Annotated in this window: 20 protein-coding genes; 19 read left to right on the forward strand and 1 reads right to left on the reverse strand. The window is 65.5% G+C overall.

What is annotated here, in order from left to right:
- Positions 1 to 222 precede the first annotated feature (222 nt).
- A complete protein-coding gene (locus tag D5S18_RS22785; RefSeq protein WP_120043119.1) occupies positions 223 to 1,197 on the forward strand; it encodes an alpha/beta hydrolase in 975 nt (324 codons plus the stop codon).
- Positions 1,198 to 1,216: 19 nt separating this feature from the next.
- A complete protein-coding gene (locus tag D5S18_RS22790) occupies positions 1,217 to 2,128 on the forward strand; it encodes an esterase/lipase family protein (protein ID WP_239003948.1) in 912 nt (303 codons plus the stop codon).
- A gap of 82 nt (positions 2,129 to 2,210) precedes the next feature.
- Here the strand turns inward: D5S18_RS22790 and D5S18_RS22795 are convergent, their stop codons facing one another.
- The gene (locus D5S18_RS22795) at positions 2,211 to 2,687 is read right to left on the reverse strand and encodes a hotdog fold domain-containing protein (RefSeq protein ID WP_120043121.1); all 477 of its coding nucleotides are present in this window, start codon (positions 2,685 to 2,687) and stop codon (positions 2,211 to 2,213) included.
- A gap of 134 nt (positions 2,688 to 2,821) precedes the next feature.
- On the opposite strand from D5S18_RS22795, the gene D5S18_RS22800 reads away from it, so the two are divergent.
- The 17 genes from D5S18_RS22800 to D5S18_RS22880 all read left to right on the forward strand — a co-directional run bounded on the left by D5S18_RS22800 (position 2,822) and on the right by D5S18_RS22880 (position 13,051).
- Entirely contained in the window at positions 2,822 to 3,214 is a 393-nt protein-coding gene (locus D5S18_RS22800; protein ID WP_120043122.1) for a hypothetical protein, read from the forward strand.
- A 462-nt stretch (positions 3,215 to 3,676) separates the two neighbouring features.
- Complete coding sequence (rpsJ, locus tag D5S18_RS22805) at positions 3,677 to 3,982, forward strand: 30S ribosomal protein S10 (protein ID WP_003938093.1); 306 nt, start codon at positions 3,677 to 3,679, stop codon at positions 3,980 to 3,982.
- A 14-nt stretch (positions 3,983 to 3,996) separates the two neighbouring features.
- The gene (gene rplC / locus D5S18_RS22810; RefSeq protein ID WP_120043123.1) at positions 3,997 to 4,662 is read left to right on the forward strand and encodes a 50S ribosomal protein L3; all 666 of its coding nucleotides are present in this window, start codon (positions 3,997 to 3,999) and stop codon (positions 4,660 to 4,662) included.
- Entirely contained in the window at positions 4,659 to 5,342 is a 684-nt protein-coding gene (rplD, locus tag D5S18_RS22815; protein WP_120043124.1) for a 50S ribosomal protein L4, read from the forward strand. The genes rplC and rplD overlap by 4 nt, the downstream gene beginning before the upstream one ends.
- Positions 5,339 to 5,644, forward strand: a complete 306-nt coding sequence (gene rplW, locus D5S18_RS22820) for a 50S ribosomal protein L23 (protein ID WP_120043125.1) — start codon at positions 5,339 to 5,341, stop codon at positions 5,642 to 5,644. The genes rplD and rplW overlap by 4 nt, the downstream gene beginning before the upstream one ends.
- A 33-nt stretch (positions 5,645 to 5,677) precedes the next feature.
- Positions 5,678 to 6,514 carry a 50S ribosomal protein L2 gene (gene rplB, locus D5S18_RS22825; RefSeq protein ID WP_120043126.1) on the forward strand — a complete coding sequence of 279 codons (837 nt, stop codon included), beginning with the start codon at positions 5,678 to 5,680 and terminating at the stop codon, positions 6,512 to 6,514.
- A 15-nt stretch (positions 6,515 to 6,529) separates the two neighbouring features.
- Entirely contained in the window at positions 6,530 to 6,811 is a 282-nt protein-coding gene (gene rpsS / locus D5S18_RS22830; RefSeq protein ID WP_120043127.1) for a 30S ribosomal protein S19, read from the forward strand.
- Positions 6,808 to 7,206: a 50S ribosomal protein L22 gene (gene rplV, locus D5S18_RS22835; protein WP_120043128.1), complete on the forward strand. Its 399-nt coding sequence runs from the start codon at positions 6,808 to 6,810 to the stop codon at positions 7,204 to 7,206. Before rpsS ends, rplV begins: the two co-directional genes overlap by 4 nt.
- Positions 7,207 to 7,995, forward strand: a complete 789-nt coding sequence (gene rpsC, locus D5S18_RS22840; protein WP_120043129.1) for a 30S ribosomal protein S3 — start codon at positions 7,207 to 7,209, stop codon at positions 7,993 to 7,995.
- Between the two features lie 3 nt (positions 7,996 to 7,998).
- Complete coding sequence (rplP, locus tag D5S18_RS22845) at positions 7,999 to 8,415, forward strand: 50S ribosomal protein L16 (protein WP_120043130.1); 417 nt, start codon at positions 7,999 to 8,001, stop codon at positions 8,413 to 8,415.
- A complete protein-coding gene (gene rpmC / locus D5S18_RS22850) occupies positions 8,415 to 8,657 on the forward strand; it encodes a 50S ribosomal protein L29 (RefSeq protein WP_120043131.1) in 243 nt (80 codons plus the stop codon). Before rplP ends, rpmC begins: the two co-directional genes overlap by 1 nt.
- Positions 8,654 to 8,929 carry a 30S ribosomal protein S17 gene (gene rpsQ, locus D5S18_RS22855; RefSeq protein ID WP_120043132.1) on the forward strand — a complete coding sequence of 92 codons (276 nt, stop codon included), beginning with the start codon at positions 8,654 to 8,656 and terminating at the stop codon, positions 8,927 to 8,929. Before rpmC ends, rpsQ begins: the two co-directional genes overlap by 4 nt.
- A gap of 310 nt (positions 8,930 to 9,239) precedes the next feature.
- Entirely contained in the window at positions 9,240 to 9,707 is a 468-nt protein-coding gene (locus D5S18_RS22860; protein ID WP_120043133.1) for an NUDIX domain-containing protein, read from the forward strand.
- Positions 9,708 to 9,855: 148 nt separating this feature from the next.
- On the forward strand, positions 9,856 to 11,046 hold the full coding sequence (locus tag D5S18_RS22865; protein WP_120043134.1) for an MFS transporter: 1,191 nt from the start codon (positions 9,856 to 9,858) through the stop codon (positions 11,044 to 11,046).
- Between the two features lie 126 nt (positions 11,047 to 11,172).
- Complete coding sequence (locus tag D5S18_RS22870) at positions 11,173 to 11,793, forward strand: rhomboid family intramembrane serine protease (RefSeq protein WP_158607934.1); 621 nt, start codon at positions 11,173 to 11,175, stop codon at positions 11,791 to 11,793.
- Between the two features lie 99 nt (positions 11,794 to 11,892).
- Positions 11,893 to 12,405 carry a hypothetical protein gene (locus D5S18_RS22875; RefSeq protein ID WP_147404089.1) on the forward strand — a complete coding sequence of 171 codons (513 nt, stop codon included), beginning with the start codon at positions 11,893 to 11,895 and terminating at the stop codon, positions 12,403 to 12,405.
- A gap of 202 nt (positions 12,406 to 12,607) precedes the next feature.
- Positions 12,608 to 13,051, forward strand: coding sequence for an EXLDI protein (locus D5S18_RS22880; protein ID WP_158607935.1), 444 nt, complete (start codon positions 12,608 to 12,610; stop codon positions 13,049 to 13,051).
- The last annotated feature ends 24 nt before the right edge of the window (positions 13,052 to 13,075 follow it).

Here is a 13,075-nt window from a genome sequence, read left to right on the forward strand (position 1 = left end):
ACTCATAGAGGCATTCAATCGGGTGGCCCGTCGCGTCGCAAACCCGACCAAGCAAATGGGGGCTGGAATTCGCGCCGAAAATGCGCATGAGTCGTATGCCCACAATTTCGGTGGCCACACAACCTGAGTCGTGAAATCCATTGTGCGCCACCATAGGCTGCCGGGGAAGCGTTTTCGTTTGTTAGGGGATAGATGTTGGGACGGCACCGGTGGTGGCGTGCGATGGTGGCAACGGTCCTGTTCGGGGCCGCCGTATCGGCCCTCACGCCCACTGCGGCGCAGGCCGCTCCGGAATCGATAATTGTCTCGGTGCAACAGCAGCAGGGGCGCAGACTCACCATGACGGTGCATTCCGCCGCCATGGACACCGATATTCCGGTGGATATCCAACGCCCCGCCGATGATTCGGTCCCACGCCCCGTACTCTATTTGCTGCAGGGCGCGGCGGGCGGTATCGACGGCATCACCTGGAAGACCGCGACCGACGCATTCGAGTTCCTGGCCGACAAGAACATCAACGTGGTGAGCCCGATCGGCGGTCCGTTCAGCTACTACGCCGACTGGATCGCCGACGATCCGCGCTGGGGCCGCCAGAAGTGGCGCACCTTCCTCGTCGAGGAGTTGCCGCCGCTCATCAACGAATACCTCCGGACCAGCGGACTCGATTCGATCGCCGGGTTCTCCATGTCGGGCACCAGTTCGCTGGCCCTCGCCGCCACCACGGGTTCGCGGTATCGCAGTGTCGCCGCCTACAGCGGCTGTGCGCAGATCAGCGATCCGATCGGTCAGGAACTGCTCGACATCACCGTCGGCACGTGGGGCCTGGGTAAACCGGAGAATATGTACGGCCCGTCCACCGATCAGCGCTGGCGCGACAACGATCCCTATGTGCAGGCGGAGGGGTTGCGGGGTAAATCCATCTACATTTCCAGCGGTGGCGGCCTGCCCGGAAAATACGATGTGTACGACGGGCGCTTCTCCCTGCCCGGTCCCGATGGATTCGCCGCCCAGCTGACGAAGGGCGCGATCATCGAGGCCGCCACCAACTACTGCTCGCGCAATATGCGCACCCGATTGACCGCGCTCGGTATTCCGGCGACCTACGATATTCGTGCGGACGGCACCCATTCCTGGGGTTATTGGGATGAGGCGCTGCGCAATTCATGGCCGGTGCTCGCCGCGCCGTTGGGGATCTGAGATGAGTCCATTCGGGCGTGTGAGCCTGTTCACGATCGCATTCGCCGCGGTGCTCGGTGTGCTCGCGCCGTCGGCGGCGGCAACCGCGCCGCTGTCCCAGCAGGACGTGCCCGCCGGAGTCAATGATCCGCGCTGCGCGCTCTCGGCCGCGCATCCGGATCCCGTTGTGCTGGTGCATGGTTCGGCTACCGATGTCCAGGGCAGCTTCGCGGTGATGGCCCCCGTGATCGAGCAGGCGGGCTTCTGCGTCTTCGCCGCGAATATCGGCCGCGCCCCGGTGCCCGCCGATATCGCGAGCGGCCGGGCGGGTATTCCGGGACTGAACGCGATCGAAGCCGCGCTGACCGGACGCACCGTCCACGGCATGGCCGAGATTCCCGCCATGGCCGACGAATTGACATCCGTGATTCGGATGGTGCGGGAGGCGACCGGCGCACGTCGGGTCGCACTGGTGGGACATTCGACGGGCGGCACCGTCATCCGGCAGTACCTGAGAAGCAACGGCGGCGATGCCGTGTCCACGGTCGTCACCCTCGGCACGCCCTATCGGGGGTCGACCTGGAACGGACTGCGCGCCGCCTATCCGGAACTGGCGAAGATCGGTCTGGACAATGCGCAGATCGCGACGCAGGTCTTCGGCGCGCCGGGTCGGCAGCAACTGCCCGACGCGTCTTTGCTCCACGCGCTCAACGCCTTCGGCGAGACCGTGCCCGGCGTTCGATACACGGCCATCGCCTCGCGCTACGACGAGGTCATCACTCCGACCGATACCGCGCTGCTCGGCGCGACCGGGGACGGCAATCGCAATATCTGGCTCCAGGACGGCTGCCCGTCCGATTCGGCCGGTCATTCGCAGTTGCTCGTCGATCCACGATCACTCGCGCTGGTGCTTCAGGCACTGGGCGAGCAGGGCCGCATTCTCCCCTGCTGAATTACCCGCGGCCCTGACCGGTCCGGCCGATCGAGCGGAGTCGATCGGCCGGACGCGGTCGAACTATTGCTTGCGCACGAACCTATTTCGGCGTGATCCAGGTGGTGATGTCGGCATGGACGACCTCGAGTCCGGCGCGGTCGAATACCGAGACCGGCACCACGAGTTCGCGCCCCTCGGTGATCTCGGCGAATTCCGGTATCTCGGTCAGTCGCGCCACCGCGCGCAGCCCGGTGCGCGCTTTCGCCAGGTACCGCACGTTCATCGCCTTCGGAATCCAGCGGTGCGTGCTCGGCACGGTCGCCTCGCTGAGCATGCCCATGGCCACCTCGGCCAGATTGCAGGCCGCGATCGCGTGGAAGGTGCCGAGGTGGTTGTGGATACCGAACCATTTGGGCGAGGTGACCTCGCACAGACCGGGTTCCAGCCGCACCACGGTCGGCAGCACCGTGCCGAAGTAGGGCACCCGCGCCACCATGCCCAGCGAGAACAGGGTGTGGCCGAGTCGGTTGTCCGGCAGCTTCTTCCAGCCGCGATAGGTCGCGGTGTCTTTGCTCATACGCCTTATCTTACTCTCGAGTAAGTTAATCGCCGGGAACATTTCGCCAAGCGCGACGAACGCGCTGCGGATGCCGTCGTCGACTGCTAAATTGTTGCCACTTTCATTGGCGTACAAAGGATTTGGAGAACCGTATGGGAATTCGCAAGGTCGTCGTCGCGGTGGGTATCGCCCTCGGGGGCGCGCTGGCTGTAGCGACAGGAGCCGGTGCGGCCAACGCTGTGGAACTGGCAGGCCCGAGCCCGGTCGGCATCAACGCCACCATCCGCCTCGACCACTCGGACACCGTCGCGCTGCAGAACAGCGGATTGGTCAACGCGCTGACCGTGCCGATGCTCGGCGGCCTCTACAAACTCGATCCCGCCTCCGCCATTCCGGATGATCCGCGCTTCCAGCGGGTCGCGGTCACCTTCCGCGACGTTGTTGCCGAGGCTGCGGCCAGGCCCAATGGCTCGGTGGACATCCTGCTGGTCGATCCGGCCCAGTGGCGCGGCAGCGATCTCGCGGTGGAGCAGTTCCTGAACTAGCGTCGTGACCGGGGGTATGGCCCGGTGCGAGGAGCCGGATTTGAAGTGTCCGAGGTCGTCGGGCATACTGTTCGGGTTGCCTTGCACCGGGCCATGCCTGTTTCCAGGGATATGCAGCGGATTTCCAGCTGTTTCTCGGGTGATGGAGTGCGGTCGGACGAGGCGAGCAGTACCCACGTTGTACCCCGCCGGAGATCGGCGCGGGTGCGTCCGGGACAATGTTCAGGGCTTCGGGATGTAGTTCGAAAAGTATTTCCCGCACTCGAGGACTGAGCGGATGGGCGACACGCCCGACCGCGTGGACCGGAGAACCATGACAGATGAACAGCGGCGAAGACTGGGCGCGTGCGCGTCAGTCGCGGTCTCCACTGACCGTCTTCGTGTGTTCGGGCTGTGCAAATGAGGGTGGTACGGAAGCCGGCTTCCGGATCACGAAGGTAAGCGGAGAAAAGGACACTTAGCGTGGCGGGACAAAAGATCCGCATCAGGCTCAAGGCCTATGACCACGAGGCGATCGACGCGTCTGCGCGCAAGATCGTCGAGACGGTGACCCGCACCGGTGCCCGCGTCGTCGGGCCGGTGCCGTTGCCCACCGAGAAGAACGTGTACTGCGTCATCCGTTCGCCGCACAAGTACAAGGACTCGCGCGAGCACTTCGAGATGCGCACGCACAAGCGGCTGATCGACATCCTCGACCCGACGCCGAAGACCGTCGACGCGCTCATGCGCATCGATCTTCCGGCCAGCGTCGACGTCAACATTCAGTGACGGGGACTCGAGATATGACTGACAACAAGAACCGGCCCGCAGCCGGACTCCTGGGCACCAAGCTCGGTATGACCCAGGTCTTCGACGAGAAGAACCGCGTCGTTCCGGTCACCGTCATCAAGGCGGGTCCGAACGTCGTCACCCAGATCCGCACCGTGGAGCGCGACGGCTACAGCGCCGTGCAGATCGCCTTCGGCGCGATCGACCCCCGCAAGGTGAACAAGCCCACCTCGGGTCAGTTCGCCAAGGCGGGCGTCACCCCGCGCCGCCACGTCGCCGAGATCCGCGTCGCCGACGCCTCCGGCTTCGAGGTCGGCCAGGAACTGGGCGCCGAGGTGTTCGAAGAGGGCACCTACGTCGACGTGACCGGCACCAGCAAGGGCAAGGGCTTCGCGGGCACCATGAAGCGCCACGGCTTCAGCGGCCAGGGCGCCTCGCACGGTGCGCAGGCCGTACACCGCCGTCCGGGCTCCATCGGTGGCTGCGCCACCCCCGGTCGCGTGTTCAAGGGCATGCGCATGTCGGGCCGTATGGGCAACGACCGCGTCACCACGCAGAACCTCTCGGTGCACAAGATCGACGCCGAGAACGGCCTGCTCCTGATCAAGGGTGCGATCCCCGGCCGCAAGGGCGGCGTCGTGATCGTCAAGAGCGCCGTGAAGGGTGGTGCGCACGCATGACCAGCTCCGCAGTGAGCACGGAGAAGACCAATCTCGTGCTGCCGGTCAAGGAGCCGGGTGGTAAGACCAACGGCACCGTCGAACTCCCCGCGGAGATCTTCGACGTGACCGCGAACATCGCGCTGATGCACCAGGTGGTCGTCGCGCAGTTGGCCGCGGCCCGCCAGGGCACCCATTCGACCAAGACTCGTGGCCAGGTCTCCGGCGGCGGCAAGAAGCCGTACCGCCAGAAGGGCACCGGCCGCGCCCGTCAGGGCTCGACCCGCGCGCCGCAGTTCGCAGGCGGTGGCACCGTGCACGGCCCGCAGCCGCGCGACTACAGCCAGCGCACCCCGAAGAAGATGAAGATCGCCGCCCTGCGTGGCGCGCTGTCGGATCGGGCGCGCAACGAGCGCATCCACGTCATCAGCGAGCTGGTGGCCGGGCAGACCCCGTCGACCAAGACCGCCAAGACCTTCCTGGCCGAACTCTCGGACCGCAAGAAGCTCCTGGTCGTCGTCGGTCGCGAGGATCTGGCCGCGTGGAAGAGCGTGGCGAACCTGCAGAACGTGCAGCCGATCGCCCCGGATCAGCTCAACACCTACGACGTCCTCAACTCCGACGACGTGGTGTTCAGTGTCGAGGCTTTGAACGCTTTTGTTCACGGCCCCGCCGAGGCGGCCCAGGAGGAGAGCAAGTGACCACCATCGCCGACCCCCGCGACATTCTGCTTGCGCCGGTCATCTCGGAGAAGTCCTACGGGCTGATCGAGGAGGGCACCTACACCTTCCTGGTGCACCCGGACTCGAACAAGACGCAGATCAAGATCGCCGTCCAGAAGGTCTTCGGTGTCAAGGTCACCAGCGTCAACACCGCCAACCGTCAGGGCAAGCGCAAGCGGACCCGCTCCGGTTACGGCAAGCGCAAGGACACCAAGCGCGCGCTCGTGACCATCTCGGCCGACAGCAAGCCCATCGAGATCTTCGGAGGCCCGGTCGCGTAAGCGGACGGGAATCCAGAAAGTAGAGAAGAACTCATGGCAATCCGTAAATACAAGCCGACAACGCCGGGCCGCCGCGGCGCGAGTGTCTCCGATTTCGCCGAGATCACCCGCTCCACCCCGGAGAAGTCGCTGCTGCGCCCGCTGACCAAGACCGGCGGCCGCAACGCGCACGGCCGGATCACCACCCGGCATCGCGGTGGCGGCCACAAGCGTGCCTACCGTCTGATCGACTTCCGTCGACTGGACAAGGACGGCATCCCGGCCAAGGTCGCGCACATCGAATACGACCCGAACCGCACCGCGAATATCGCGCTGCTGCACTTCCGGGACGGCGAGAAGCGCTACATCCTGGCGCCCAAGGGCATCCAGCAGGGCACCCCGATCGAGTCCGGCCCCACGGCCGACATCAAGCCGGGTAACAACCTGCCGCTGCGCAACATCCCCACCGGTACCACCATCCACAATGTGGAACTGCGTCCCGGCGGCGGTGCCAAGCTGGCGCGCGCGGCAGGCATGAGCATCCAGCTGCTCGGCAAGGAAGGCCCCTACGCCACCCTGCGTATGCCCTCCGGCGAGATCCGTCGCGTCGACGTGCGCTGCCGCGCCACCGTCGGCGAGGTCGGCAACGCCGAACAGTCGAACATCAACTGGGGTAAAGCGGGCCGTATGCGCTGGAAGGGCCGCCGCCCAACCGTCCGCGGTGTCGTGATGAACCCGGTCGACCACCCGCACGGCGGTGGTGAGGGCAAGACCTCCGGTGGTCGCCACCCGGTCTCGCCCTGGGGTCAGCCGGAAGGCCGCACCCGCAAGCCCAACCGCCCGAGCGACAAGCTCATCGTCCGCCGTCGCAAGACCGGCAAGAAGCGCTGAAGGAGGAGGTAAGAAATGCCACGCAGCCTCAAAAAGGGCCCGTTCGTCGACGACCACCTCCTGGCGAAGGTGGACACCCAGAACGAGAAGGGCACCAAGCAGGTCATCAAGACCTGGTCGCGTCGTTCGACCATCATCCCCGATTTCATCGGGCACACCTTCGCGGTGCATGACGGTCGCAAGCACGTCCCGGTGTTCATCTCGGACAATATGGTCGGACACAAGCTCGGTGAGTTCGCGCCGACCAGGACGTTCAAGAGCCACGTCAAGGAAGATCGGAAGAGCAAGCGGCGATGACCACTGAGACTCAGAATCCGACCGCGCGCGCGACCGCGAAGCATGTCCGCGTCACTCCGATGAAGGCTCGCCGTGTCGTGGACCTGGTCCGTGGCAAGCGGGTCGAGGACGCGCTGAACATCCTGAAGTTCGCGCCGCAGGCCGCCAGCACCCCGGTCGCCAAGGTCGTCGCCTCGGCGGCGGCCAACGCGGAAAACAACCTGGGCCTGAACCCGGCCACCCTGGTCATCTCGACGGCTTATGTCGACGAGGGCGCGACCATGAAGCGTTTCCAGCCGCGTGCCCAGGGCCGCGCGTTCCGGATCCGCAAGCGCACCAGCCACATCACCATCGAGGTCGAGAGCGTGCCCACCGCCGCCCCGGCTCGCAGCCGCCGGAAGGGAGGGGCAAAGTAAATGGGACAGAAGATCAATCCCCATGGCTTCCGCCTCGGTATCACCACCGACTGGAAGTCGCGTTGGTACGCGGACAAGCAGTACGCGGACTACGTGAAGGAAGATGTCGCGATCCGCAAGCTGCTGGCCAACGGCATGGAGCGGGCCGGTATCTCCAAGGTCGAGATCGAGCGCACCCGTGACCGCGTCCGGGTGGACATCCACACCGCGCGTCCGGGCATTGTCATCGGCCGCCGCGGCGCAGAGGCCGACCGGATTCGTGCCGAACTGGAGAAGCTCACCAAGAAGCAGGTGCAGCTGAACATCCTCGAGGTCAAGAACCCGGAGTCGGACGCACAGCTCGTCGCGCAGGGCGTGGCCGAGCAGCTGTCCAACCGTGTGGCGTTCCGTCGCGCGATGCGCAAGGCCATCCAGTCGGCCATGCGTTCGCCGAACGTCAAGGGCATCCGCGTGCAGTGCTCGGGCCGCCTCGGCGGTGCGGAAATGTCGCGCTCGGAGTTCTACCGTGAGGGCCGGGTGCCGCTGCACACGCTGCGCGCCGACATCGACTACGGCCTCTACGAGGCCAAGACCACCTTCGGTCGCATCGGTGTGAAGGTCTGGATCTACAAGGGCGATATCGTCGGCGGCAAGCGTGAGCTGGTCGCCGCGGCCGCCGCGCCCGAGCGTCCGCGCCGGGAGCGGCCCAGCCGCCCGCGTCGGTCCGGGTCCGCGGGCACCACCGCGACCAGCACCGAGGCCGGACGCGCCGCCACCGCGGAGGCTCCGGCAGAAAGCCAGGAGGGCTGACGCATGCTGATGCCTCGCAAGGTGAAGTTCCGCAAGCAGCATCACCCCGGTCGGTCCGGTATGGCCAAGGGCGGCACCGCAGTGTCGTTCGGCGATTTCGGCATCCAGGCGCTGGAGCCCGCGTACGTGACCAACCGGCAGATCGAGTCGGCGCGTATCGCGATGACGCGCCACATCCGCCGTGGCGGCAAGATCTGGATCAATATCTACCCGGATCGCCCGCTGACCAAGAAGCCCGCCGAGACCCGCATGGGTTCCGGTAAGGGTTCGCCCGAGTGGTGGGTCGCGAACGTCAAGCCCGGTCGGGTGATGTTCGAGATGTCCTACCCGAATGAGGAGACCGCTCGCGAGGCGCTGCGCCGCGCGATGCACAAGCTCCCGATGAAGTGCAGGATCGTGACCAGGGAGGAGCAGTTCTGATGGCTACCGGTACTCCGGCCGCAGAGTTGCGTGAGCTCAACGAGGAGGAGCTCGTCGCCCGCCTGCGTGAGTCGAAGGAAGAGCTTTTCAACTTGCGCTTCCAGATGGCGACGGGTCAGCTGGACAACAACCGTCGCCTGCGCGTCGTTCGGCACGAGATCGCGCGTATCTACACGGTCATGCGTGAGCGCGAGCTCGGTCTGGCCACTGGCCCCGCCGACGACAAGGGAGATGCGGCATGACCGACGAGTTGAAGAAAGAAGAGCGCGGCAGCCGCAAGATTCGGATCGGCTACGTCGTCTCGGACAAGATGAACAAGACGATCGTGGTCGAGCTGGAGGACCGGGTCAAGCACCCGCTCTACGGCAAGATCATCCGCACCACCTCCAAGGTGAAGGCGCACGACGAGAACGAGGTAGCCGGCATCGGCGACCGCGTCCAGCTGATGGAAACCCGTCCGCTGTCGGCCACCAAGCGCTGGCGCCTGGTGGAGGTCCTGGAGAAGGCCAAGTAGTCTTCCCCCGACCAAGGTCGTAAAACACAGGCCCGCTTCCCTTTCCGGGAGGCGGGCCTGCGTGCTTTTCGACATGTTCGGTGCTCCGTGAGGTGATGCGGCCTCTCGGCAAGGTTCTCGGTGGCAGTAGCCTGTGCCCGAACCGAGCAACATCCCCGGAATTTCCTTCCGGGATTTGTCCGACTCGAGGTGGATGATCATGCGGACCGCTCCTGTCGACTATTGGCGTTGACCTAGCGGAACACGCACGGCAGTCCCTCGTTTGCCCTGCAATCCCTTGCTCGACGTATGCGAATCGCGAGGTAGCGAAATGGCCGGGATCGAATCTCAGTTCGCTCGGGCCAGGTTGGCGGCCGGGGCCTTGTTTGTTCGGAGTGGGGAAGTGCTGTTGGTGCACAAGGTCTATGGGAATGGGTGGGATATTCCCGGCGGGTATGTCGAGCCCGGTGAAGCGCCTGCGGACGCGTGTCGGCGGGAGGTGCTGGAGGAACTCGGAATCGATTGTGTGCCTCGGAGATTGCTTGTTCATGACTGGGCTCCGAACCAGGGGGAGGGGGACAAGGTCCTCTATGTGTTCGACTGTGGTGAACTCGCCTCCGACGCGGTGATCGCGCTCCAGGTGTCGGAGCTCGACCGGTGGGAGTGGGTTCCGGTCGAGAAGATCGGTGCGTACGTCATCCCGAGGCTCGCTCGTCGATTGCTGCATGCGCACGCGGCGTACTCGGGCACCGGCGGCGGGTATCTCGAGAATGGTGTGCCCGCGCCGAGGGGCACCTGACACGGTGGGCGAACACGGGCCGGTCATCCACTTCCGCACCAGGGAGGGGTGGCCGGTTCTCCTATTGGGGGACTTGAAGAGGGCGGGTTCACCCGATGATGGGATTTTTGCTGGCGTGGTGGGGGGTGGGCGTGAAATCCTCTGGGGGATGGGTGGTTATCGGGAGGTGCTTCGGAGTCCGGGGCTGCGGAATGTGCTGGTGTTGGGGGCGCTGGTGCGGATTCCGTTCGCTGCGGGGGTGCTGCTGATCGCGCTGCATGTGGTGCAGACGTTGCACGGGTCGTATGCGCAGGCCGGGGCCATGGGCACGGTGATGACGGTATGCCGTGCCGTCAGTGGGCCGTGGCGGGGGCGGTTGCTGGATCGGTTCGGGTTGCGGCGCACGCTCGCGCCGTCGCTGGTCGTCGGCACGGTGTGCTGGGGTGTCGCGCCGTTCGTGTCATATTGGCCGCTGCTCGTATTGGTCGCGGTGGCAGGGATTTTCGATCTGCCGATCTTCGCGGTGGTGCGTCAGGCGGTGATCGCGGCGGCGGGTGCGAGCAATAGGCAGTCGGCGCTGGCACTGGAATCGGTTTCGGTGGAGGTGGCGTTCATGGTCGGCCCGGTGGTGGGTATCGCCGCCACTACGGCGGGCTCCACCACCTATGTCCTGCTCGCGGTGCAGATGTGTCTGATGCTGTCCGGACTGGTCATCTTCGTGCTGAATCCGCCACTGCGCTCGGATGATTCGACGGTGGCGCGGAAGGTGCCGCGCCGGGAGTGGTTCCACACCGAGTTCATCGCGCTGTGCGTGTGCGCCTGCGCGAGTGTCACGGTGCTCGGCGCGACCGAGTTGGCTTTCGTCTCCGCCATTCGCGGCTACGGCGCGCAACAGTGGCTCGGCGTGGTGCTCGCGGTCTGGGCGTTCGGCTCGCTGGTGGGCGGGTTGATCTACGGCCTGCTGCCCCGCGCACCGTCCACCTACCCGTTACTGACAGTCCTCGGTTTTGCCACGATCCCCCTGGTCTTCGGGGGCGGACCACTGCTGATCGGTGTCGGCGGATTCATCGCGGGTCTGTTCTGCGCCCCGACGTTGACGGCCTGTCTGTCCCAGCTGAGTCGGATCGTCCCGGAGGGCGGTCGCGGCGAGGCCATCGGCTGGCACAGCGCCGCACTCACCCTGGGCAGTGGAATCGGCAGTTCGTTCGCGGGCGTGGCCATCGATGCGGGCGGTTTCCGTGCGGGTTTCGGCGCGGCGGCGCTGATCGGTATCGTCTGCGGACTCGGTTTGGGCGCGATGGTCGCGATGGTGGGCAGGCGGCGACCGGCGCGGGTGCGCGAGGTCACACCGGCAAGTTAATGTCCCGCGCCGCCGGATGCGCGAATTGTTACCATGCGAAGATGCAGTGGGGTCAGCGTGCAGCCGAGTAAACCAGTCTCGCCCAATTCGTATCGGCGACTTCCCGTTACGTATTGGCTATTCGGGTTGACCGTCGCGGCGTACATCGCCGAGGTCGTCGTCCCCGGATTCGTCGACAGGTTCGAAATGGTGGGGCAGGCCCTACAGCGCGATGGCCGCCTGTATGTCTATCAGGGCGGCCCGCATCCGGGATCCGAACTGGTCGGTGTGGCGCACGGCGAATGGTATCGGCTGCTGACCGCAGGGTTCCTGCATCAGCAGCCGCTGTCCGGCTTCGGCATCACCCACATTATTTTCAACATGATGTGGCTGTTCATGCTCGGCCGGCTGCTGGAACCGGTCCTCGGGCATCTGTGGTTCGCGCTCACCTATCTGGGCTCCATCCTGGGCGGATCGCTGCTCTCCTATGCCCTGGCTCCCGACTCGGCCGGGCTCGGCGCGTCCGGCGCCGTCTACGGTCTGGTCGCCGCCTACTTCGTGCTGAGCCGCCATTTCAACGCGGACCGGTCGGAGGCAAGGGGGCTTGTCATCTTTTTCCTGATCTGGTTGGTGATCTCGGCGGCGTTCGCCTCCTGGCAGGCGCATCTCGGCGGGTTCCTGGCCGGTGGTGTGATCGCGCTGGTCCATATCGCATTCCGGTCGGTACGACGCTCCGACGCCACGCCACCTGCCACACCACAGCCCTAACCCTTTCCTTCAGGGAAGCAATGTTTTTCGCGAAGGGTGCGAATTCGGCGCGATAGCCGATTTGCGGCTAGAGTCTGCCCGTCGTGAAAAGGAGTGCGGGTGGAGCCCAAAGCTGCGCACACCGCGAATTCGGCTCGGCGGCTCGGGATTTCCGGGACGCTGCGCGGATTCTTCGGTGCCGCCGTCGTTCTCGGAGGCATCGGCGCAGCGGGCCTGATCCTCGGGTTACCCGGCTGTGCCCGCGATGAATCCTCCGGTGGCGCGCTCCCGGTCGGTGAGTTGACGACGGGTCGCTGCGTGGACGGCTTGCCCGCCGAGCGTCCGGGCACGGTCACCGCCCGGTCCTGCACCGAACCGCACGATGCCGAAGTGGTCTACCAGTTCGATCTACCGCCGGGTCCGTGGCCGGGGGAGATCGAGATCACCCGCCAGATCAATATGCGCTGCGCCCCTTCCTTCTCCGCGGCCATGCAGCGCAATCGCGGTGGGCGACCGCTGCGCAACTACTGCGTGCATCCGCTGGATAGCGCCGACTGGGTGCACACCCAGCGCATCAGTTGCCTGGTAATGAGCCGCAACGGGGAGAAGCTCACCGCCCCTGTCCTGGGGTAATAGCCGCTCAATCGGGTGGAGCCGGGTGCAGTGCGCCCAGCCCTTGCGTTATACGTATACATCTACTTATAGTGGGCGCAGGCGGAATCGCCGCCCGACCCCGATGGGTCGAATGAGCAAGTCCACACCGCATGTGCCGGGCGGGGAACCTGATGGCAAATCGTATATACGCATGCGCATTTACTTATTTAAGGAGGGGATCGTGACCATCGATCCGAACACCACCGAAGCGGCGCCGTCCACCGAACTCGAGTTGGCGGGCGCCGGCGAATTCCACGAGATCGTGCTCCGGGTCGGCCCCGGCGGCGGCCGCAGGCAGCGATTCGACGGCCGACTGATCGGTGAGGCGCGCCAGTACTCCAAGCTCGGCCTCGACGTGGTGCGGGTATACGTGAGCCGCAAGGGCAAATTCGTCGTGCACCGGCAAGAGGCGCAGTGGCGCGAAATCACCCGGTCGGTGGACTGGCAGCGCTGGAGCACCTGGTCGGACCTGCTGGGAACCGGTGCCGGACACCAGGGTTGGGGCGACTACACCATCGAGATCTTCGACAGCGTCGAGGACCTGCACGGCCGCGTCCCCGAGCGCATCTACCGCACCGTCGTCGACGTGGCGAACGACCACGGCACGCTGGACCTCGAAATCTGAGCCGTCCGAACGCGATTCGGATCC

Source organism: Nocardia panacis, from assembly GCF_003598715.1.
Taxonomy (GTDB): domain Bacteria; phylum Actinomycetota; class Actinomycetes; order Mycobacteriales; family Mycobacteriaceae; genus Nocardia; species Nocardia panacis.